The 21,486-nt window shown below is 62.7% G+C and carries 20 protein-coding genes and 1 pseudogene; 11 read left to right on the top strand and 10 right to left on the bottom strand.

The window, feature by feature from the left end; all coding sequences use genetic code 11:
• Positions 1 to 43: 43 nt before the first annotated feature.
• Complete coding sequence (locus B0E46_RS05100; RefSeq protein ID WP_139350431.1) at positions 44 to 1,003, bottom strand: hypothetical protein; 960 nt, start codon at positions 1,001 to 1,003, stop codon at positions 44 to 46.
• A gap of 269 nt (positions 1,004 to 1,272) precedes the next feature.
• Here B0E46_RS05100 and B0E46_RS05095 point away from each other — a divergent pair, with 269 nt between their 5' ends.
• From B0E46_RS05095 to B0E46_RS05075, 5 genes are all read left to right on the top strand, one after another.
• On the top strand, positions 1,273 to 2,214 hold the full coding sequence (locus B0E46_RS05095; RefSeq protein WP_254425051.1) for an aldo/keto reductase: 942 nt from the start codon (positions 1,273 to 1,275) through the stop codon (positions 2,212 to 2,214).
• A gap of 107 nt (positions 2,215 to 2,321) precedes the next feature.
• On the top strand, positions 2,322 to 3,938 hold the full coding sequence (locus B0E46_RS05090) for a DUF4034 domain-containing protein (RefSeq protein ID WP_168171135.1): 1,617 nt from the start codon (positions 2,322 to 2,324) through the stop codon (positions 3,936 to 3,938).
• Positions 3,939 to 4,043: 105 nt separating this feature from the next.
• Entirely contained in the window at positions 4,044 to 5,702 is a 1,659-nt protein-coding gene (locus B0E46_RS05085; protein WP_139350429.1) for a hypothetical protein, read from the top strand.
• Positions 5,703 to 6,559: 857 nt separating this feature from the next.
• Positions 6,560 to 6,904, top strand: coding sequence for an SRPBCC domain-containing protein (locus B0E46_RS05080; protein WP_256364038.1), 345 nt, complete (start codon positions 6,560 to 6,562; stop codon positions 6,902 to 6,904).
• A gap of 120 nt (positions 6,905 to 7,024) precedes the next feature.
• Complete coding sequence (locus B0E46_RS05075) at positions 7,025 to 7,879, top strand: alpha/beta hydrolase (protein ID WP_168171134.1); 855 nt, start codon at positions 7,025 to 7,027, stop codon at positions 7,877 to 7,879.
• Between the two features lie 255 nt (positions 7,880 to 8,134).
• On the opposite strand, the gene B0E46_RS05070 is transcribed toward B0E46_RS05075, so the two are convergent.
• The 3 genes from B0E46_RS05070 to B0E46_RS05060 all read right to left on the bottom strand — a co-directional run bounded on the left by B0E46_RS05070 (position 8,135) and on the right by B0E46_RS05060 (position 10,630).
• Positions 8,135 to 8,914 (bottom strand): hypothetical protein, encoded by a 780-nt coding sequence (locus B0E46_RS05070; protein ID WP_077554700.1) that lies wholly within the window; start codon positions 8,912 to 8,914, stop codon positions 8,135 to 8,137.
• Positions 8,915 to 9,596: 682 nt separating this feature from the next.
• A complete protein-coding gene (locus B0E46_RS05065; protein WP_077554699.1) occupies positions 9,597 to 10,154 on the bottom strand; it encodes an isoprenylcysteine carboxylmethyltransferase family protein in 558 nt (185 codons plus the stop codon).
• Between the two features lie 116 nt (positions 10,155 to 10,270).
• On the bottom strand, positions 10,271 to 10,630 hold the full coding sequence (locus tag B0E46_RS05060; RefSeq protein WP_077554698.1) for a helix-turn-helix transcriptional regulator: 360 nt from the start codon (positions 10,628 to 10,630) through the stop codon (positions 10,271 to 10,273).
• Positions 10,631 to 10,772: 142 nt separating this feature from the next.
• On the opposite strand from B0E46_RS05060, the gene B0E46_RS05055 reads away from it, so the two are divergent.
• The gene (locus tag B0E46_RS05055; protein WP_254425050.1) at positions 10,773 to 11,558 is read left to right on the top strand and encodes a hypothetical protein; all 786 of its coding nucleotides are present in this window, start codon (positions 10,773 to 10,775) and stop codon (positions 11,556 to 11,558) included.
• A gap of 551 nt (positions 11,559 to 12,109) precedes the next feature.
• Here B0E46_RS05055 and B0E46_RS05050 read toward each other — a convergent pair.
• On the bottom strand, positions 12,110 to 13,306 hold the full coding sequence (locus B0E46_RS05050; protein WP_254425049.1) for a 2-dehydropantoate 2-reductase: 1,197 nt from the start codon (positions 13,304 to 13,306) through the stop codon (positions 12,110 to 12,112).
• Between B0E46_RS05050 and B0E46_RS05045 the strand changes: the two genes are divergently transcribed.
• Entirely contained in the window at positions 13,289 to 13,648 is a 360-nt protein-coding gene (locus tag B0E46_RS05045; protein ID WP_139350428.1) for a hypothetical protein, read from the top strand. The two genes, B0E46_RS05050 and B0E46_RS05045, sit on opposite strands and share 18 nt — an antisense overlap.
• A 150-nt stretch (positions 13,649 to 13,798) precedes the next feature.
• Here B0E46_RS05045 and B0E46_RS05040 read toward each other — a convergent pair whose 3' ends face one another.
• The 3 genes and pseudogenes from B0E46_RS05040 to B0E46_RS05030 all read right to left on the bottom strand — a co-directional run bounded on the left by B0E46_RS05040 (position 13,799) and on the right by B0E46_RS05030 (position 16,185).
• On the bottom strand, positions 13,799 to 14,440 hold the full coding sequence (locus B0E46_RS05040) for a hypothetical protein (protein ID WP_077554695.1): 642 nt from the start codon (positions 14,438 to 14,440) through the stop codon (positions 13,799 to 13,801).
• Between the two features lie 138 nt (positions 14,441 to 14,578).
• Positions 14,579 to 15,058: pseudogene (locus B0E46_RS05035) on the bottom strand (VOC family protein).
• A gap of 239 nt (positions 15,059 to 15,297) precedes the next feature.
• A complete protein-coding gene (locus B0E46_RS05030; RefSeq protein ID WP_077554694.1) occupies positions 15,298 to 16,185 on the bottom strand; it encodes a LysR family transcriptional regulator in 888 nt (295 codons plus the stop codon).
• Between the two features lie 94 nt (positions 16,186 to 16,279).
• Between B0E46_RS05030 and B0E46_RS05025 the strand changes: the two genes are divergently transcribed.
• From B0E46_RS05025 to B0E46_RS05015, 3 genes are all read left to right on the top strand, one after another.
• Entirely contained in the window at positions 16,280 to 17,275 is a 996-nt protein-coding gene (locus B0E46_RS05025; RefSeq protein ID WP_077554693.1) for an SDR family oxidoreductase, read from the top strand.
• An 87-nt stretch (positions 17,276 to 17,362) separates the two neighbouring features.
• A complete protein-coding gene (locus B0E46_RS05020) occupies positions 17,363 to 17,701 on the top strand; it encodes a hypothetical protein (protein WP_077554692.1) in 339 nt (112 codons plus the stop codon).
• Positions 17,698 to 18,378: a hypothetical protein gene (locus B0E46_RS05015; protein ID WP_077554691.1), complete on the top strand. Its 681-nt coding sequence runs from the start codon at positions 17,698 to 17,700 to the stop codon at positions 18,376 to 18,378. The genes B0E46_RS05020 and B0E46_RS05015 overlap by 4 nt, the downstream gene beginning before the upstream one ends.
• A 37-nt stretch (positions 18,379 to 18,415) precedes the next feature.
• Here the strand turns inward: B0E46_RS05015 and B0E46_RS05010 are convergent, their stop codons facing one another.
• Complete coding sequence (locus B0E46_RS05010) at positions 18,416 to 19,306, bottom strand: LysR family transcriptional regulator (protein WP_217316322.1); 891 nt, start codon at positions 19,304 to 19,306, stop codon at positions 18,416 to 18,418.
• Between the two features lie 133 nt (positions 19,307 to 19,439).
• On the opposite strand from B0E46_RS05010, the gene B0E46_RS05005 reads away from it, so the two are divergent.
• Complete coding sequence (locus B0E46_RS05005) at positions 19,440 to 20,312, top strand: aldo/keto reductase family oxidoreductase (RefSeq protein WP_077554689.1); 873 nt, start codon at positions 19,440 to 19,442, stop codon at positions 20,310 to 20,312.
• Positions 20,313 to 20,409: 97 nt separating this feature from the next.
• Here B0E46_RS05005 and B0E46_RS05000 read toward each other — a convergent pair whose 3' ends face one another.
• Positions 20,410 to 21,297, bottom strand: coding sequence for a hypothetical protein (locus B0E46_RS05000; RefSeq protein WP_077554688.1), 888 nt, complete (start codon positions 21,295 to 21,297; stop codon positions 20,410 to 20,412).
• Positions 21,298 to 21,486: the final 189 nt, after the last annotated feature.

Genomic DNA, 21,486 nt, shown 5'->3' with positions numbered 1-21,486 from the left:
GACACCCTTTGCGGCATGGGATACGGGGCCGGGCTCGATGCACCTACTTGATAGCGTGAATAGTCGCCATCACATGCTCCACGATCTTGTCCATGAACTCCTCCAGCGTCATCTTTATCCCCATTTTTTTCTTGGCCGCTTCCTTTTCCTTGGCTATCTCCTTGCCAACATTGGTGACTAGGTCGAGTAGCCGGTCGAAGGCGAAGGACGGAGATAGCGCGGCGAGGAACTCCTGGGGGGTAGTCATCCAGCGACCCAGGGGCAAGGCGACACCGGACTCCTTCGCCCACTGCGCGAGCTGCCTGAAAGTCATCTGCGGAAGGCCGCGGACGCCATAAAGCTTGACGATGGCTGACTGGGCAACCTTGGTCGCGAACATCTCGCAAAGCTTGCCCGACAACAAGCTGGAGACGAAGCTCGCGCTGGTCTGCAGCACGACATCAGCTACGTCAAACTTCCGCCGCTCGTCAATAAGCACCCCCACGACATTCGTGGCAGTCTGCTCCGCCAGCGTCAGTCCTGCCGAAGCCGCGGCGCCAACGACTACCGAAGCTCCGAGGGCGCCGACGCCGGCGCTGAACACGGCTCCGACTACCATCGTGGTGATGGTTAACGAGGTGACTGCCAGATTGCCGCCATCCGACAAGGCCTCGCGATAGGCCCAGAATTTTTTGTGCACGATGTTGAATGCAAGAACACCATGCTCCAACGCCTTCACTGCCTCCTGGCTGAGTCCGGCATCGTAGGCGTTGCGGGCACGCCCGAGTGCCAGCTGCACGTCGCTCCAATCGGAGTCGGTCGGCTGTTTCACTCGGCCAAGTAGCTCGGAACAGTACGAGGTGAACCAGGAGTCCGCGTTGATGTGCGACTTGAGCATGATGAAGGCGTTCTGCTCGGCGTTGAGAAAATCCTCGACCGTGCGAACCGCCGCAAGAAAACGCACGTTTTCCCAGCGCTGCATCCCGAAGCGGATGGAGATCAGAATGGTGAACTTAAGTGACATGGCGTGCACTCCGTCCAACGGCCAAATCATACTCGCTCTGCACGAGGCCGCCAGAAACTGAAACAGGGCTCGGGTTCTAAGGTTTTCCCGCGTTTCTTTCTTCTGAATCAAGCATCTGGCGCGTGATCGGGTGGAAAAGAGTGCGCGCATGACGCAGTCTTCAAGGTGACTAAGCCAGAAAATGTGGCAGGGACAAATTTGATCGTCTACCAAGTCGCTCGAATTGTCCCTTACACCATTATTCAGCAGCAGATCCCTGCAAACGGGGCATGACCATGCACACTTCCGACACCCTTCGTGACACGACGATTCCTCTTGCCGATGGATCGGGTGCGATTCCAGCAGTTGGCTTCGGTACGTTGATTCCCGATCGTGTCGCTGCCAAACGGGCGATAAAAAACGCCTTGGCGGTGGGCTTTCGGCATCTTGACGGTGCGGAGGCCTATCGCAACGAGGATGTGGTCGGTGATGCGATAAAGGAGGCCATCGCGGAGGGCACGGTTCGACGCGACGACCTGTTCATCACCACCAAGTTGTGGAACAACAACCACCGCCCGGAGCGCGTCATGCCCGCCGTCGAGGCGAGTCTCCGTCGTCTGCAGCTCGACTGTCTGGATTGCTATCTGATCCATACGCCTTTCGCTTTCGAACCTGGCGATGAGCAGTATCCAAAGGATGAACACGGCCGGCCGGCCTATGACACTGGGGTGACTTTGCTGGATACGTGGCGTGCGATGGAGCGCCTGGTCGAGGAGGGCAAGTGCAGGTCCATCGGCCTGTCGGATATCCGCCTGGACCAGGTGCGGGAGGTCGTCGCGAACGCCCGTATCAAGCCGGCAGTCGTGCAGGTCGAATGCCATCCGTATCTGCCCGAGTGGGAGTTGCTCGACTTCTGTTCGACGCATGGCATCGTGCTGCTCGCCTTCGCGCCGCTGGGTCACGGCATGGAGCCGAGGCTGACAGACGATCCGGTACTCAAGGCCATCGCGCAGCGCGTGGGCAAGACGCCTGCGCAGGTCGCGCTCGCCTGGGCCGTCCAGCGCGGCACCGCATTCCTGACGACTTCGACCAGTCCGGAGCACATCCGCGAAAATTTCGATATCGCCGCGCTGCCCGCCGAGGCCATGCAGGAGATCCGGGAAGGTATCGTGACCAGCATCCGTTTGAACGGCGTCGTGGATACCGGCCTGCCGGGGTTCATTCCGCGGTAGGCGGCGACAGAGTCTTCAGGGACAATTTCGGGGGGAGTCGACAATTGGCGATGCCATCGTCCAGAACCTGGGTCAGAATGCACTTCTTTAGGCAGGGGAAACACATCATGTTCTTTGGTTCCGGTGCAAAGGGAATGGCATGGGCAGCGGTCACGCTACTCTTGATAACGGGATGTACAGCCTCGGTTCCCAAACCGTCGGTTAGCCAAGACAGCAACGGTGCAGTGGCGATGCCGGTTCGGGCTGCCACAAGTCCGCATCTTTTCAGCCAACAGGAAATACAGGCTTTCGTCACTGCCGCTCAGAAAGCTGATGCGCATGCCGATCCCCTGCAGCGCTGTCTTGCTTTTCCCGATCCTCCCGGGAGTCACTGGACGCCGGTTGCCGTAAAGGCCTATTGCCAATACCTGTACCAGAGCGTGCCCTCGGTGGAGGAGGTCACTCAACTGATTCAGGGTGGTCACGCCTCGCAGCTCGATCGGCTCATGGCGGAGGCGCTGGTGGCTCAGCGCAGTGATCCGGCAAGTGCAGGCAAGCTCGAAGATATATTCGTGGAAGATTTCAGCGACGTCACGCCAGCCCTTCGCGCCGCGCTCGATGAATGGAAACGCCAATCGCCACAAAGTGCATTTGCCTATGCAGCCAGCGGCTTTGCGTACGAAAGCGCGGCCTACGATGCACGCGGCAAGGATTACGCTGTCAATACGCCTGCCGCAAACTTGATGTCGATGGACAGCCTCCTGAAACTGGCGATTGTCGATCTGCAGAAAGCCGTCCAGCTGAATCCGCAGATCACACCAGCGTACGCTGCCATGATCGAGGCTGCCGGAATATCGTCGAACAAGGTCTTTGGCGAGGATGCAGCCCGGGAAGGCTTGCATGTGGATCCGACCAGCTATCGGATCTATGGAGAGTGGCTTTGGATGTCAGAGCCAAAGTGGCTCGGTTCGCTGTCGGAGATGTCTTCGGTGATTGCCCAGGTGCAGCCACACGTATCGAGCGCCCCCCTGCTGACCGTGTTGTTGAGTGGGCGGAAAGTCTACGAGGCTGACATGCAGGATTGCGACTGCAACAGCGTTGACCAGTTGGCGCAATACCCGGTCGTATTCGATCAGGTCGCCTTGAGCGGTGAGCTCGCTCACGCCGGCTATGCTGCACATGAAAGTCATCATCCGGAACTGGCGGTAGTCTACTTGTCCGAGGCGCTGCGCTTCGATCCCTCGATAAGCAAGGCGCGGCAAGAGCGTGACGCTGACCTCGCCGGGATGATGGCCACGGGCACCCTCAAGGATGGAGCGTTGCCAGACGTCGTTACCCAAACCATCGGCCCACCTGTCGCGCAAGCTCAAACAGTCGGCTATGAGCCGCCCAGCCTGATCAGCATGGGCACTATCGAGTATCCGGAAGAGGCGCGGCAGGCGCTGATCAGCGGCACGGTGGTTACCCTGACCTACGTAGGAAAGGATGGCGTGCCGATCAAATGCATCGTGGAGAGTCAGAGCTTCGTCCAAAACGCACGCGACAAGGCTGGGTACATAGTGCCGCAGAAAGCGGCCTATTCCATCGTGAGGAAAGACGGCAGCAGCGTTGCTCTGGCCGATTTGCTGGACCCGCCTGCGATCAGAGCCATGATGCAGGCGAGGTTCAATCCGGGCAAGCGTGCTGGCGTGGCAATAGTGAGCATCGTTCGCATGCCTGTGGCCTTCAATATTTTCCGAAAGTGACGGGCAGCAAGAAAAAGGTGGCAGGGACAATTTCTGATCGTCTACCAAGTCGCTCCAATTGTCCCTGACACCATTCTTCCTCTGGGGGGATTGGGGGATGCCTAAATGACCGTGTGGAAAAAAGGGACGTGGACGGCCGTTGTGCCGCTGCTGCTCGTTTTGGCCGGCTGCGCGGCGCCGGCTTCGAACAGGGAAATGCCGACCGCCATGCGAAATCGCGCGCAGCAGTCGGTGATGCGACAGGATCTGTTTTCGCCGCCTGTACCGCAGCAGGTCAAGGAGCTGCCCAGGGGAGCGATCTTCACTCGTGAGGAAACGCATGCTTTTCTCGAGCGAGCCCGAAAAGCCGAGTCAATCGCCGCCCCCCTGGGACGTTGCCTCGCGTATCCCGATCCGCCAGGCAGTCATTGGATGCACGACGCGGTGGTCGCCTATTGCCAGTACCGCTTCCAGGCAGTGCCGTCGTTTGCCAGGGTGCAGCAGCTGATCCATGCGGGCAAAGCCGCTGAAGTCGACCGGCTTTTCTCAGGTCTCCTGCAAGCACAACTAACCCGACCGACGGCGCGTGGTCGACTCGATCGCGCGTTCTATCAGGACTTCAACAATGGTTCGGCCGCCATTCGCCCCACGCTGGATGCGTGGAAGCGGAGCTCGCCAAGCAGTGCCTTTGCTTATGCAGCAAGCGGATATGCCTATGTTGCGATGGCGGGCTATGAACGCGGCAATGGTTATATCGAGAACACGCCGCAAGGCAGCGTGAAGGCCATGGATCAACGCCTGCAGCAGGCGGATACCGACCTGCGTCACGCCATTGCGCTCGATCCCCGGTTGACTCCGGTGTACAGCGCGATGATCAAGGCTGGCGGCCTCAGTCTTGGCCGTGACTACGCACTTGACGCCGCCCGGCGTGGGCTGGCGGTAGCGCCGGACAACTCCTCGATCCACGACATGCTGATGTGGGTGGATCAGCCAAAGTGGGGCGGGTCGCTGCTGGCCATGCAACAGGTCACAACCGAAGCTCAGACCCACGCAGCAGAGAATCCGCTTCTTCGGTTGCTGCTCTCTGACGTAATGGTTTATGAAGCCAGCAATTGCGAATGTGAAAAATCGGTCGAGTTGGCCGCCTATCCGGTTGCGTTTGATCACATGGGCAGCAGCGGCAACATGCTGCTTGCGGGCAATGCCGCACACGGAAGCAACCAGGAACTTGAGGCGGTGTATCTGTCTGAGGCGTTGCGCTTCGATCCGGCGATCGAGGATGCCCGGGTCAATCGTATCTACGATCTGATTGAATTTGATGAGTTGGCATGGGCGATTACAGAGGCTACCCGTTTGCTGAAGAGGTCATCGCACAACATGTATGCGTGGAAGGTGCGAGCGGAAGCGTACGAGGCAATGAACGATGCACCGCATGCCGAGGCGGATTTGCGTGCAGCACTCGAAGTGGATCCGGTCGATATGCCGACACTGGTCGAACTGGGCAACCTTTACGTGAATGTGACCCACGAATGGAGCAATGGGTGGGCAATTGCCGACGAGCTGATCAAGCAGCATCCACATAATCCTTACGGCTGGCTTCTGCGTGCCCATATCCAGGAACGACAGCCGCGGGCGGGGCTTCGCGATACCGTCGCTTATTTTGATGCGAACTTCAGCAATGCTCCATCGCTGCAAAAGGACGTGGACGAAATGCGCGCCGTGCTTGATCGACAGAGCCGTTCCGATGGCGAGATACCACTCGTTGAGCCGGTCGCACACCGATAAAGGCTTGGCTCCCACCGGCGGGATCGCGAGAAAAGGAGAAAAACAAAACAGGGTGCAGGTTGAGCTGGCCCGGGTTTGACGGACACCTTTGGACGGGGATAATTCTCCAAGAGGGGATTGCAAAAGGGGCGCAATTGATGAAGGTTAATTCCCGTCCCCTTATCCCATTCTTTATGGCTGAATGATGCCGTTGATATATTCATTTGCGGTCGGGTTGACACGCCCGTGTTCGCCCAGTCGCGAAATGAAGTAGGGGCCGACAGCTTGGGTGTAGCCACGCACGGTTATATTTACAAACCCGGCGTCGCCCATTTCCCTCGAAAACCTTTGCGCAAAGCTTTGTCTTACCGTTGTCCCGCTCCCACTATGGCAGGCGTGAATTCGTATGTGAGCTCTCGATCCTGCTGGCAGTTGATGTTGGATGAAGATAAACACCAGATCTTCAACGCTGCATCTCCCAGGTTCTGCGGTGCCAGTCGTAATCACGTCCGAACCGGGAGCGCCGTGCCCCAGAACGTATATCTTGTCAGTCGCTTCCGTGCACCTCGAAAACGTATCTGACGTGTCCCCCATTTCCCCCAGGTAACAGTACTTGGCCGTCCCCAGCGTAGGGGAAATACCGCGTAATGAAACCCAGGATGGCAAGCTCATTCGAGCTCGCGCACCAAAGCCGACGTAGTGGGTGGCTTGAGTGAATGGATGAAGATATATGTTTGCCATATTGGGCTACCTTCGGATTTGGAAAAGGTGTCGGGTTCCACCCCGTTTCGCGGACTGTTGAGTTGATGCCTTAAAGGCCCGATCCAGTGGGCAAGCGGCCGGGTCTGGGATCGTAGCATTCGTCGGAACAGGGGTGGGTGCCGAAGTCGGTGGGGATGACGCTGGTCTCGTGCGAGATGGATATTCGCACCGGCGGCGCGTATCGCCTCGTGTTCAGCCATCCGGCCTTCGACCAACCGATGGCGTTCTTCGGTACGTACCGCGAAGTGACGCCGCACAAGCGCATCGTCTGGATGAATGAGGAAAGCGACGAGGGCGCCGTGACCACGGTGACGTTCGAAGAGCATGACGGCAGGACGCTGGTCACCTTCCACGAACGCTATCCCACGACAGCGGCCCTGGAGGACGCGCTCGCCGGTTCGGCGGAAGGCCTGCCCGAACAGTTCGCGCAGCTGGATGAGTTGCTCGCAGGCGGATCGTGACCGCCCCGCGGCCACCGGTGTATGGAAGGGGCGGCGAGGAAACACGCGATCGTCGCCGCGCCGGCCAGTTCGACGCCACGTGAGGACGATATGCTCAGACGCGATTTCCTGAAGACTGCCATGGCGACCGCCGTGCTGACCGCGGCTCTTCCCGTTCAAGCCAGGAAGACGCTCGCCATGTCGAACCAGCATTTTGCCGACGTCGATGGCCAGCCTCTCTTTTACAGCGTGCATGGCGCCGGCAAGCCGCTGGTTCTTCTCCACGGTGGCATCGACCCGGACAGCTTCGGGAGCAATCTGGCCGAACTGGCCACGGGCCGGCAGGTGATCGCGCCCCATCTGCAGGCGCATGGGCGCACGCCAGACACGGACAGGCCACTGCGCAGCGAAACGATGGGCGACGACATCGCCGCGCTGATCGGCCATCTGAACCTCGGCAAGGCCGACGTCATGGGCTACTCGCTGGGCGCCAGCGTCGCGCTGCAGACCGCCATCCGCCATCCGGGCGTGGTCGACCGGCTCGTGCTCGTGTCCGCGGCGATGCGGCAGGACGGTTTTTATCCGGAGGTGGTGGCGGCCTTCAAACAGTTGGAGGCCAACGCGGCCACGCTTGGCCCCGGCGTCAAGGCATCGCCATTGGGGAAGGCCTATCCCGATGTCGATTGGACCAACCTCTTCAGGAAGGTCGGTGACCTGACCCAACGCCCCTACGACTGGAGCGCCGAGGTCGCCAAGCTCCACGCACGCACACTGCTGGTTTATGCCGACGCCGACGCCATCCGGCCCGAACACATGGTCGAGTTCTGGAAGGCGTTGGGAGGCGGCCAGCGCGATGCCGGGCTCGATGGCTCGCTGCGGCCCGCAAGCCAGCTCGCCATCGTGCCGAACACCACCCACTACACGCTCCCCGTCGACCCGATGCTGCCGGAGATCGTCAAACGCTTCCTCGGGGCGGCATCGAAGCCCGTGGGTTAGGCGCCCGCAAAGCGCTCACGGAGCCATCAGGGCACAGGAGCGTTGCGTGTTGAGGTTCACGTCCCGAGGCCTGGCAACTGGACCTGTCACCGTTCGACCCACACGCATATCTCACCCCCGACGATGGCGGCTACCCGGAACATCCAGTGGCGCCGGATGAACCACGGGTCCGGAAAACAGGATTTGCTTGTGGCCTGCCCTGAGTTATCCGGGCGACCCGTGGTTTGGGGCGCCCGGATCAGTCGTTACTTTCGCTCACTTGCCTGGGATATAGCTCAAATCCGCGTTTGAACGATCGATGTGCGAAGACGAATGCTGAACCGCGTCGTTGAGCGACTTGCGCAACGCGGCGGTGTCATCCTTGCCGTAGACGCCTTCGACCATCTTCCATAGCGACGGACTGGCGTCGGCGCCGTAGTCCGCCCAGCTCTTTTCCGGCAAGACCACAAGGTAATCCGGGGAGCCCTCGTCGCCACCGTCCACCTTCATCACCCTGAAGTAATAGGGCCACTTCGATTTTTCGGCGGCCGCCGCGATTTTCTTGATCACCGCAATGAACGCTTCGCTGGCGTCATGCCCCGGTTTCAGCGTCTCGTAGATGACGTTGATGAGGGCTGGCGGCGCCTGTTTCTCCCAGCCGGCGGGCATGTGGCTCAGCTCGGGCTGGTCCACCATGAAGACACTGGTCTCGCTCAACAGGTGCGGATTGCTTTGCGTGCGCCAGGTGGTGTCGCACGGCTTGGTCGCCGCGTCCATCGCGTCAAAATCGGCCCAGGTGTACGGCCCGGTGACGGTGGAGTATTTGTAGGTGTCGCCCGTTTCATGCGTGACGGTAGCCTGGTTGTACTTGACGCCATGGTCGCGCAGACACTGGTTGTAGGCCTTCAGGCCGGCCTCATAGGCCTGTTGCTGGGCCGGTGCCACCGTGTCGGTCCAGTCCCGGTTGACGACCGCTTTGTCGGCCTCCGCGGCGAGCGTGCTCGCGGCCGTCGTCAGTGCAAGCGCAGACATCACACAACAAGTCAGGATCTTCATCTGGAATCCCCTCATTTGAATGTTCAAGTTGGCTTACTGTTGCTGCGCCACCCCAACTGGCACAGAAGCGCAACTCTACGCTCACATGGCGCTGAGGCATCACTGGACGCCGCGAAAATTTTTCTCGTGTGCATAAGCCGTGCCCAACGGCAAAACCCGGATCTGAAACCTGCGGGGATAGCTCGACCCGCTCCGCCTTTCGCGTTTTCAGGGCGCCTCCAAGCGGACTTCACCGGCGGGCGTCGTGCGATTGTCATGCGTCGGGTCTGTCGCGGACATCGTCTTGAATTGGAAACCGGCAGTTTCGGCGCTTGTCGTGGTCGCACTCGGGTTCGCCACCTTCGCGGGCCTGGTTCGTGATCGGCTGGACCGGCTGTTGTTCCCCGAGGTGGCCGGCTTCGCCACCGCTGCAATCGTCGCAACCCTATCGCCCGAGCCAACTGCATCGAGCCGCATGCTGGTCCGTGGGTACGGGACAGGTCGGCTCGGCTGTGCAGTGTTCTTCCCGGGGCAGCATGGCGGGGTCGTTACTTGCGAGCGAACTCTGTTCCCTTTGCTCGTGGCACAAGGCGTCCGAGTCTTTGCGGCGTCGTACCCTGGCCAAGATAGTGCCATTCGTGTCGCGGACAATTTTGGAGGGCTATCCGGGCGAGGCATTGCACCTGACGCCAGGGCCGGCCTGTCAAAGAATGCCCGGGATCAGCGCCTTGGAATGCTTGCGGTAGTCGCGGTAGGCCTCGCCGAAGGTCTCGACCATCCAGCGTTCCTCCAGGCGCAGTTTGTACAGGAGGCCGGGCAGCACGATCGCGAACGCGAGCAGGCCGAGCCACTGGTCCATGGCAATCGCGGTGCCGAGGAGGGCTGCCAGCAGGCCGGTATAGATGGGGTGACGCACCCAGCGGTACGGGCCGCTGCGCACCAGCGCATGTTCAGCCTTGACCTGCACCGAGCCGCTCCAGTTCGTGCCGAGGCGGAGACGTGCCCACACCGTAAAGGCCAGGCCTCCGAAGGTCAGCGCCAGGCCGATCCAGTAGAAAGCCGCCCGATAAGGCAAGACCTCCTGCTGCAGCAACGGCCACGGCGTCCAGTCGACCGCAAGCAGTGCCGCCGCGATCGCCAGAGGCAGCATGTGCATGACCCACGACGCCAGGTTTTCGCGGCGCGCGGTGCGTTTGTTGCGGAACGCCGCGGCCAGCCAGATCAACAGCCATAGCGTCCAACACCCTGCGAAAGGATTCATGTCGCGACTCCTGTGCCAAGCCAGCAGCGTTGCGTCTGGATCGAGGGACGGCCAGTGCCGTTCGTCATTTCAAGACAGGGCCAGCTCACTTCGTCCCGTTCGTTGCGTCGGCAGGACTAGGAGAGAAATTCCACCAGCAGCTTGCGCTTGGCCTCGGGCAGGTTGCGGAAGGCGTCGAGAAGGCGCAGTTCGTCGTCGCTGAGGCGCTGGTAGACGGAGGATTTTTCCCCCACCCCCAGGCGGGCATGGCCGCGGCCGGTGGCGAGCCATTCGAAGCTGGTGTTGAAATCCTTCGCCAGTTCGATGATGCGGGCAAGTTCGGGCAGGGCCAGGCCGGCAAGCCATTTGCGGGCGGTTTCACGCGACACGGCGTAGCGGTCTGCGAGGGCGCCGGTTCTTCCGCGTCCTTGCACGAAACGGACACGGTCCAGCGTCTGCTGCAGGCGCTCCGCGAACTCCTCGTAGGGTGCTGTCATCCAGGTTCCTGTGGTTGCATCGTCGCCACGTGCCCACGCCGGGGACGTCGAGTGGATGCAACGCATTGTTGCGCACCCGTCCGCGCATGAATGCAACTTCAAGTTGTTGACTTGGCCAATTTTAAGTTGCACCATGTCGACCATGGATGGCATCGCTGCCGCCGTCGCCAGGCTCGCCGGCTATGCGCGGTTTCCATCCTCCCGACACCCCGTCCGTCATGCCACGGACGGGCACTTCACGGAACAGGAGGCGAACATGTCGACGGTCGATGCGGGTGAGCTGGAAACGACGGGCCATTTCCTGCCGGAGGACAGCCAGCTGCGGCTGAAGCAGCTACGCGAATACGTGGGGTTCCTGACCAACCTCGCGCGGCCGCGCAGGCCGGACGAGGATCAGGAGCGGTATGCGGAGATTCGCCCGGGCGAGGTGGCGATCTGCATGGAGTTGCTGGAGGAGCAGATCGGGCAGGTGCTGGACGAACTCTCCTGGCCGGCCGAGCGTCGCGATCGGACGGCAGCATGCGAGGCCGGTGCGGACGCGGAGGCTTGCACGGAAGGTGCAACACCTCAGATCGCCGAGCCGGTAAGGGATGCGGCTGGCAACCGCTGCCTCTTCGGCGTCAGCCTGGATCAGTTCGACGAGATCAACCTGCTGCTCGACAGCCTGCGGGCCCTTGGCAATGTGGTGACCTGCAGCGATCACGCCGAGCTGTCCGACCTCACGCTGTCGATCATGGGCGATGCCATCGTCCGCGACGTGATGAAGCTGCGCGACATCATCGGCGACGTGAATGCGCAAAGACTGGAGCCACCGCAGGGTACGAAACCCGGCGTGTGCGAAGAGCGGGCCACCTACCTCGCGCTGCCCGCGCATTCGCTCCCAGGCAGCACGTCGCCCATCGTGCGGCAGCTCCCGACCTATCAGTAGCGGGAGACGGGGCAGGAGTCTCGGAGCCCTTTCCTCGCGCAAGACACATTTCCGCTTGGCGACGGAGAGCTTGCAGGCGCCGGCGTGATGCGGCATGCGGATGCGGAGTTATGAGGTGGCTGTGGAGTGAGCGAACCCGCGAATGCCGTATGGTTTGCGGGCGCGGAAAGGAGTCCGTCACGCAGGAATTCATCGAATCATCCGTGTTTGCAAGGTAGGTGTACGACCAGCTCCCGCAGGAGGAGTACGCCGCCATGCAGCGGTACCTGTCCCAACATGTCGATGCGGGTGATCTGATTGCTGTGGCGGCGGCGAAAACGGTGCGCAAAGGGCTGGCGGCTTGAGGCTGTACTCAAGAAAGCGAAGTCATGAAGAACTATGCTCATCGGCATCGCCTCCCGGCAAACCATCCATACCCGCGCATGGGCCATTGCGCGCGTCGACCATCGCTGGTGATCGTGGTGTAACCAAAACGGGGTCCAGGTTCACTTGGTAAAGGCAGGTTGACCTGGCGCGAAAGTCCAGCCTGACCCGCTTACGGCCTGACCCGCTTACGAGGAGGCGCCGGCTGCGGTCCGCATCTGCGCCAGCAGCGCTTCGCCCGACCATGAAGGGCGTACGTCGGCTCGCTCGGCTTGCCGCACGAGTTCGCATAGCCGTTCGTTCACCGGTGCGGTTTGCCCAAGCCGCTGGGCGAGGCGCACGACTTCGCCGTTGATCCAGTCGATTTCCGTGGTACGACCCGCCGCCAGGTCGTCCGACATGGACGAGCGCGCGAGCGGATCGATGGTCAGCATCCGGCGGCCCAGCCGCTCGAACCATGCATCGGGCAGGCCGAGGACATGCGGTATCCAGCTGGCCGGAAGCGGTGTCAGCCTGGCGGGTCGCATGCCGGCGCGCTGCAGAAGCGCCAGCGCTTCTTGCTGCGCCATGCCGAGGCAGGTCCGGTAGGCGCGTTGCGATAGCTCCTCCTTCAAGGGCCGGTTCGCCAGCGCGTTGATGGCATTGTTGAGATTGAGCAGCAGCTTCGCCCACTGCACCGGCAACATGTCGGCGTGCTGGATCAGCGGCAGCCCCGCCTTGCCGAACGCGTCGACGAACGGCTGCATGGCCGGCGCACGCCTGATCTCCAGCGCGCCCGCCGAGCCTTGGTGAAAGGCGCCAGGGCCGCGTTCGACGACATTGAAGGGCACCATCCCCTCCAGCACCGTGTTCTGCGGCAGCGCGGCGCGCAGCACGTCGGCGTTGCCGATGCCGTTCTGGAGGCTGACGACGATCGTGCCGGGACGAAGCACGTTCGCCAGTTCGGCCGCTGCCGTGGCGGTTGCGGTGGACTTGACGGTTACCAGCACGAGATCCGCGCTGGCCGCCATCGCCGGGTCGGTCGATACCTCGATCTGCTGCGGGGGCACATGCCAGCGGCTTTCGTCGTGCCGTGACAGCGTGAGGCCTCGATGGCGCAACTGCTCGGCGACGCGCGCGCGCCCGATGAAACTGACATCGCTACCTCCGGCAAGCAGGCGTCCGCCGACATAGCAGCCAATCGAGCCAGCGCCGTAGATAACGATCTTTGCCATGCAGGTCCTCGGGCGATGTTTGGGTGGCGGAGTCGCTATCGTCGAACGCTCGGCTATGGAATGTCGATTCTGCCCGCTATGGGGATCCGTTGAACCCACGATCCAAAGCGAGCCTTTGTCATCCGCTCGGCTGCCTGCTGGTGAGCACCGCCCATGGAACAGCGAAAGCACGCTGGCCGCGCTTCAACGCGCGACATGGGCGGCGAGGTCCGGCTACCGGGCTATGTGCAGGCCGAGCCGGCGATGCTGTTCACGCTCGGCATGAAAATCGCGCGTCTTTCGATCGGGGCGCTCTCGTCCCTCGCCGCCGGTGCGCTGGTACGTACCATCACGCGATCAAGCGTGGCGCCATGGATCGTCGGATTGGTGATGCTCGCGCTGTTTGTGCCGGACCACATCCACATCTGGAACAAGTTTCCGGTTTGGTACCACCTGACATTCCTTGTCACGCTTGCACCGCTGGTGGCGCTGGGCGCGCGACTGGTGTCGGGTGCCAAAGTCAATCCGGGATAGAGACACGCGAACTTGTCGTTTGGCGCGGGGCGCCAGGGGCCGACCAGCGACCTTCAGTCGGAGGGTCGGCTGGTTGGCGATACGGAGCAAGTCCAACGCACTTGCTGGCAGTGAGCGTGGCCGGAGTGCGGGATCGATCCGCGTACAGGCTCAACTTTCCGGAATGGTTGCGGTGGCGAATGGCGCGATTACCGACCAGCCAAGGCTCGCATAGAGGCTGCGGCCGTCTCCCGTCGCGACCAGAAGCTGCGGGTTTGTGAGAGATTTCCTCGCAGCCCCAAGAGCGACCATCACCGCGATGCCCAATCCCTTTCGCCGGTGATCCTGCGCCGTTTCGATGCGGTCATAAATGAAGACGTCAGCCGCTTCCGCCGCGCATCCGCTTGCGGCCAGATCGCCATCCGGGGCGATGATGCGTGCCCGAGCGACGGGCCCGGTCCGATCGAGCTCCATCCTGTATCCGTGCGGCAAGGGCCTTGTATCCAGGATGGTCGCTGCCGCCATCATGAAATAGTTTTCTGGCTGGATCTCCCAGCGGGCGGGTAGTGCACTTCGCAGCTCTTCGTTGGAGCCGCACAGCTTCAAGAAGTGTCGGGGAGCCGCAATGTCCCGTGCGACCGCGCGCAACCCATCGCATGGCCTTGGAAATACCCAGCGTTTCAGTTCCTTTTCCGAGTGGGTATCCACCCGGATGCCCCCGCGGTCGTGAACAGGGAGCGGGGATCCCCGCGCGACGGAATGTGCTGTTTGCCAGGCGAAAACGAGCGCTGGATCGATGCAGGAGCTGGTCATGGCTGGTCGTGTGGAGTGCTTGGATGGGAGGCATTTTCCGGCGACCGCGTGCACTGTGCCCTTGTTGATTCTCGGTCGCAGCGTCCCGGTGACCCATGACGACCCATGCGTGGCCGCAGTGGCAGAGCGCTGCCACCGTCAGCCATGCCGCGCGGCCTCGATCGCGGCGATGTCGATCTTCGTCATTTCCATCATGGCGTCGAACGCGCGCTTGGCGGCGGCGGGATCAGGATCGCCGATCGCGTCCATCAGCACACGCGGGGTGATCTGCCACGACAGCCCCCACTTGTCCTTGCACCAGCCGCAGGCGCTGGCCTGGCCGCCGTTGCCGACGATCGCGTTTCACAGGCGGTCGGTTTCGGCCTGGTCGTCGGTGGCTACCTGGAACGAGAACGCCTCGCTGTGCCGGAACGTGGGGCCGCCGTTCAATCCCAGGCACGGGATGCCCATGACGGTGAACTCGACCGTCAGCACATCGCCCTGCTTGCCGGCGGGATATTCACCCGGCGCATGATAGACGGCACCCACGGCGCTATCCGGGAACGTCTCGGCGTAGAACGTCGCGGCATCCAGGGCGGCGCCGTCATACCAAAGGCAGATCGTGTTCTTGCTGGCCATGTGGGTTCTCCTGGTTCAGGACGGGCAGGGTGCCTTTCATCTACTTCGGCGAACGAGGGATGCGCAGTTCGACATGCAGACCGAGGGTCTGCCTCCTTTGGTTTGCAAACAAGCCCTAAGGATGGTCTGAATAAGCCTTTGCCCGTCATTCCAGCGAAAGCTGGAATCCGGCGTCTTCAGTGACTTGCAACGGCACTGGATCCGAGCTTTCGCCGGGATGACGAGTTATTCGACCATCCCTAAGCGACATATTGCTGCAGCCCCTCGACCAAGGCATCAAAGGTGGTGCGACAGCGGGGACTGTTGCGCAGGTCCTCATGCATGGTGACCCAGGTCTCGAGTTGCAGCGAAAACTTCCTGGCCAGCACGCGTGCCAGGGAGTCATCCCGCCTGGCGATAGGTACCTGGCAGAAGCCGATGCCGGCACCACCGCGGATCAAGGCCAGCTGCGCGAGATTGTTGTCGGTGCGCAAGGAGAACATGTCGCGGCTGAAGCCATGCACCGACTTTTCGGTCTTGCGGACAAAGGCCGATGGCTGGTCGTAGCCGATGACCGAATGGCTCGCCAGCTCAGCGACGGTGCGCGGCTCGCCATGGCGAGCCAGGTAGTCCTTGCGTGCATGCAAGCCGAGTTCAATCTGTCCGATACGTCGCGCGACCAGCTGCCCCTGATCCGGGCGCATCATGCGCACGGCAATGTCCGCTTCGCGTCGCAACAGGTCATGTATCCGATCGGTCAAGACGAGCTCGACCTTCAGATCGGGATGCCGGTCGCGCAGTCGCGCAATGACAGGCGGCAATACCTCCACGCCGATCACGTCACTGGCCGACACGCGGACCACGCCGCGCACGCCTTCGCCGTGACTGCTGGCAGTGCGTTCCAGCGATGCGGCGGTGCTTTCCATCGCTTCGGCATACGGGCGCAATGCCAACGCGATCTCGGTGGGCATCAGCCCAACTTGCGAGCGCGTGAACAAGGCCACGCCCAGGGCTTGTTCCAGTGCGGCGATGTGCCGTCCTGCCGTGGGCTGTGTGATGCCCAATGCGCGTGCAGCGCCGGACAGCGAGCCTTCCTTGAGTACGCCCAGGAAGGAACGATAGAACTCCCAGCCGATCGTCGTGTTCATGCATAAATGTATAGCAGGTAGCTCATGCTGGGCAATTCCATGGTAACGATCCGCGACCCAGAATTTCCCCACCAACCACGGTGAGGATAAGGTCATGGCGAGCAACAACAACGCTCTGGTTCTGGGCGCCAGCGGTGGCATCGGTGGCGAAGTCGCGCGGCAGCTGCGCGATGCGGGCTGGCAGGTGCGGGCGCTGAAACGGGGTGCGGCCAGGCCGGTCGAGCGCAAGGACGGCATCACCTGGCTGTCCGGGGACGCGATGAACCGGCAGGACGTGCTGGAGGCCGCGCAGGGCTGCGCGGTCATCGTCCACGCGGTCAATCCGCCCGGCTATCGCCAGTGGTCGGAGCTCGTGCTGCCGATGCTGGACAACACCATCGCCGCCGCGATCGCCCAGGGCGCGACGATCGTGTTTCCCGGCACGGTCTACAACTACGGCCCGGATGCCTTGCCGGTATTGACCGAAAACTCGCCGCAACACCCGGTCACCCGCAAGGGCGCCATTCGGGTGGAGATGGAACGGCATTTGCTCGATGCGAGCCGCGGCGGTGCACGCGTGCTGATCGTGCGGGCCGGCGACTTCTTTGGCCCGAAAACCGGCAACAGCTGGTTCTCGCAGGGGCTGGTGAAGCCCACGAAGCCGATCAGGACGGTGAGCTATCCAGGCGGCCGCGGCATCGGCCATCAATGGTCGTATCTGCCGGACGTCGCGCGCACCATGGTCGAGCTGCTGGCGCGCCGCGAGAGGCTGGACGCTTTCGCCAGTTTCCACATGGCCGGTCACTGGGATGCCGATGGAACACAGATGAGCGCGGCGATCCGCCGCGTGATGGGCCGTCACACCGGCAGTGAGCCGCGCGTCGTCGCCTTCCCCTGGTGGCTGCTGACGCTGCTCTCGCCCTTTGTCGCGACCTTTCGGGAAATGCGCGAGATGCGCTACCTGTGGCGCACGCCGGTGCAAATGGACAACGCGAAGTTGTACGCCGTGTTGGGATATGAACCGCATACGCCATGGGATGAAGCGGTCGAAGCCACGTTGCTCGGCATGGGCGGTCTCCCGCACGCCAAGCCCTCGCCTTTGGCCGCCTAGCGGCAGCCCTTCGACAGAACTCCAGCGAGGGGATTCAGCCTGAATGCTTCGTCGGTTTGCAGTCTTCGTTTTGACCGCGGCGCGGAAGTGCGCGCCATCGTGCATCAGGCCGTGCCGATTTCCACCTCCAGCGAAGCTGTGTTGCTGCAGACGGTATTCGTCGCTTCGTTCGGGATCTGTGTCGACATGCTGAAGGCCCGGTGTCCAGCGGCGTTGACGAAAACGGAAGGCATGTATTGGAATGCTTTTCGCAAGATCGCTCGTGTTGCGTCCAGCATCAAAGAAACGCTTGCGCGTTGCCCGATATGGGGCGGCCGGCCTTTCTTGGACAAGCTGCAACAATCGGTATTTACTACGACCGCAATGCTGTCCGCCGCCATGTGCTGTGGCGGCGACTGTTTCGTCCATGGTCAGGAGGCCCGATGAAGTCGGCATGCACCCTATGGCTAGGCAGCCTGGCCTTGGCGAGTCTCGTCGCCTCGGCGCAAACCACGTTGCCCGCGGTCAAGGTCACCGCGCCAGAGTATTCATCGCAGCATGGCGGCTATCTGATCTCCGGCGACTTCAAGGTCGATCCGCGCATGCCTTCGGTGGTGTTCCCCGCGCAGGCGCTGGTGAAGGACGACATCCTCAGCATCGAGCCGATCCATCTGCAGGACGACGAGTATCTGGTGCTGCAGGAGTGTGCCACGGCCGACTGCCACGAGGCTTCGATCGTCCGCTTCTGGAACTCGAACGATATCGGCGGTGACGATACCCGGCGCAATCGGGTCTGGATTACCCACGAGAACAAGTATTTCATCTGGCTCAAGCGCTTGCCGGAAGTCTCCGGCGCGAGCTGTGGCCAAGACTGGCTCAGGTTCGAGCCCGATACGACCAAGTGTGGTGGCCACTTCACCAGCTTCCAGCAGATCAGCCCGCCGCTGGTGCTGATTCCGAATGGCGATCTGGCTGCCTATCATCAGGACGCTGTGCAGAAAGCCGTCGGGGCCGACCCCGTGAAGGTGGCGCAGCAGACGCATGAAGGCTCCACCTATGTGGTGACCTATGAAGGCGGCAGCATGGTGCGCATCCGCCGCATGCATGCGGCACGCGCCAACTAGGAATGTCGTTCGACCAAGCGGATGCAGTCGAGCCACCTCAACTTCCATCTCCTCCCGTCGCCTTCACGAAGTCCACGAACGCCCGCAGCGGCGCAGGCAGGTGGCGGCGGCCGGAGTAGTACAGGTACGGGCCGGTAAAGTTCTGCCACCAGGGCTCGAGCACGGGTTCGAGCGCGCCGCTGTCGAAGTGCGGCTGCAACCACGCTTCGAACAGATGGATGATGCCGAGGCCCTCGACGGCCGCAGCCACCGCCAAATCCACCGCTGCGCCGAGGCGCACCAGCAGTGGGCCGGTGGGATCGACGCGCACGATCTCGCCAGTGCGCTCGAATTCCCAGGTGGGAATGACGCCGCTGGCGAACTGCCCGCGCAGGCAGGCGTGGGCGAGCAGGTCGCGCGGGTGCTGCGGCCGGCCCCGCGCATCGAGATACGCCGGCGCGGCGGCCGTGGCCATGCGCTGTATGCGCGGCCCGATCGGTACGGCGATCATGTCCTGCTCCAGCCGCTCGTCGTAGCGGATGCCGGCGTCGCAACCGGCGGCAAGCACGTCCACGAAGCTGTCTTCGACGACGACATCCAGGCGGATGTCGGGATAGCTTTTCAGGAACGGCGTCACGATCGCCGGCAGCACCAGCCGTGCCGCGGTGGCCGGTACGTTGAGCTTGAGCGTACCGGCCGGCCGGTCGCGGTCGTGGTTGACCACGTCGAGCGCCGCTTCCACTTCGCCCAGCGCGGGGAACAGCCGTTCGGCCAGCCGTGCGCCGGCCTCGGTGGGCGAAACGCTGCGCGTGGTGCGATGGAGCAGCCGTACACCCAGCCGGGTTTCCAGGCGCTGCACGCTCTCGCTCAGTCGCGAGGCCGACATCCCGCTGGCGCGCGCGCCCTCGCGGAAGCCTCCGGCGCGCACCACGGCCAGGAACGCAAACAGATCCCGCAGCTCTGTATCCATTGTTCGAAATTCCGTACGGCCCGTGCCGATTGCATCGGATTATCAGGCAACCGGCATGTGCGTACAGTGCATGCATGACGGCATGCCAGCCGCTTCTTGCCTGGAGAACGACATGAGCAACTTGAAGAAGGCGGGCACGTTTGCCCTGGGTGGTCGCGCGGTGAACCGCATGGGCTACGGCGCCATGCAACTGGCCGGCCCCGGCGTGTTCGGGCCGCCGAGGGACCGCGCCGCCGCGCTGGCGGTGCTGCGCGAGGCGGTGGCGAGCGGCGTGAATCACATCGACACCAGCGACTTCTATGGTCCGCACGTGACCAACCAGTTGATCCGCGAGGCGCTGCACCCGTATCCGGACCAGTTGGTGATCGTCACCAAGGTGGGCGCGACGCGCGGTGCCGACGCCTCGTGGAATCCGGCGCAGAGTCCGGCCGAATTGACGGCGGCAGTGCACGACAACCTGCGCAACCTCGGCGTGGATGCGCTGGACGTGGTGAACCTGCGCGTGATGGGCGACGTGCACGCGCCGGCCGAAGGCTCGATCGAGGCGCAGTTCACCGCGCTGGCGGAACTGCAGCAGCGCGGCCTGATTCGGCACCTGGGCCTGAGCAACGTCACCGCGACGCAGGTGGCCGAGGCGCGCGGCATCGCCGAGGTGGTCTGCGTGCAGAACCATTACAACCTCGCGCACCGCGCGGATGACGCCTTGATCGACGAGCTTGGCCGCCACGGCATCGCCTACGTGCCGTTCTTCCCGCTCGGCGGCTTCACCCCGCTGCAATCGGATACCTTGTCCGACGTGGCGCGCCGGCTGGGCGCCACGCCGATGCAGGTGGCGCTGGCATGGCTGCTGGTGCGCGCGCCCAACATCCTGCTGATCCCGGGTACCTCCTCCGTGGCGCACTTGCGCGAGAATCTGGCGGCCACGACGATCGGCCTCGACAAGGATGCGCTCGCCGGGCTGGCGACGATGGTTGCCTGCGCGTGACAGCGGCGGCTTTGTGCCTTGTAGGCGCCATTCGGGCCAGAACCATCTTCCATGGCCGGCGATGCCTTGGCGCTCTTTGGTTCTGGCCGTCGCGAGTTCACGGACTGGATGGAGGGCGTGAACCTTGCGGTTGTGGTGGCTGCCAGTCTGCCGGCGGATCGAGCGGCCTGCCGGCGTGGGCGAGCATCGCATCGATGCCGTCGACTTCGCGCTCATGCGCCAGCATGGTGGCAATCTCTTTCATTGGCGGCAACGCCGGAGTTCCCGCGATCGCGTTCAGCTGATTCATCCGCCACTGCAGGCGGCGGCGCTGCGCCACGGCATCGGCAAGGTCGCCGGCATCGCGTGCAGTCCATTCATGCAGCCGCAGGCCGATCAGGTTCGCCAGCATGCTGTCGCCATGCTCCATCGAGCTTGCGATATCGCGGCAAGTCTTGCGGCGGCCATCGCCGGCCGCTGAGCCTGGTTTGCAGGCATGCATCAGATCCTGCAATGCCGGCATGGCCAGCGCGGCGACGATGCTCATCGCGCGTATCTGCCGTTGCGCAGCGGGCGTGCCGGCATGGTCTGCCGGATCGCCCGGTGGCGTGGGGACACGATTCAATCCGGCGATGAAGCGTCGTCCGAGGGACACGAAATAGACATTGAAATAGGTGGAGTGCGCCATGTTCGACAGCGCTTCGTCGATGCGCGCCTGATCCGCATGAGTGGAGGCGTCATGCAACGCGGCCATCCACACATCGGCATTGTGGGGATCGATGCCGCGTACGCGGGTTTCCCGCTTCAGCGCGTCGCAACCGGGTTGATTGCTGCAGCGGATCACATCGAGCAGACCGATATCCGCGGCCTGGGGCGCAATGGCGGTGGCGCGATCCAGCAGGCCCAGCGCTTTGCCCGGATCGCCCGGCAGGCTCTGCGCAAGCGCGGCGGCGGTGATCAGGGCGTCGGCGTCCTGCTGCGTGGCGAGCGACTCGATGGCGCCCATTCGCCATGCGGTCGCGGCTGCCGTGGCGTCGGGTTGCGGTCCGGTCTGTCGCGGCATTGTACTGGCGATGGCGAACGAGCCTGTCAGCACGCCGATGGCAAGCGTTGTTCCGCGGACGATCCGTGGGCAGCGCATCGCGTGATCCTCGCATTCTTCGGAAAATGCAGTGTAGCCACAGGTGGGCGGGAG

The sequence above is a fragment of the Rhodanobacter sp. B04 genome (genome assembly GCF_002001125.1).
GTDB lineage: Bacteria > Pseudomonadota > Gammaproteobacteria > Xanthomonadales > Rhodanobacteraceae > Rhodanobacter.
Note: the sequence above shows the minus strand (reverse complement) of the source record. Positions and strands in the feature narration are given on the sequence as shown.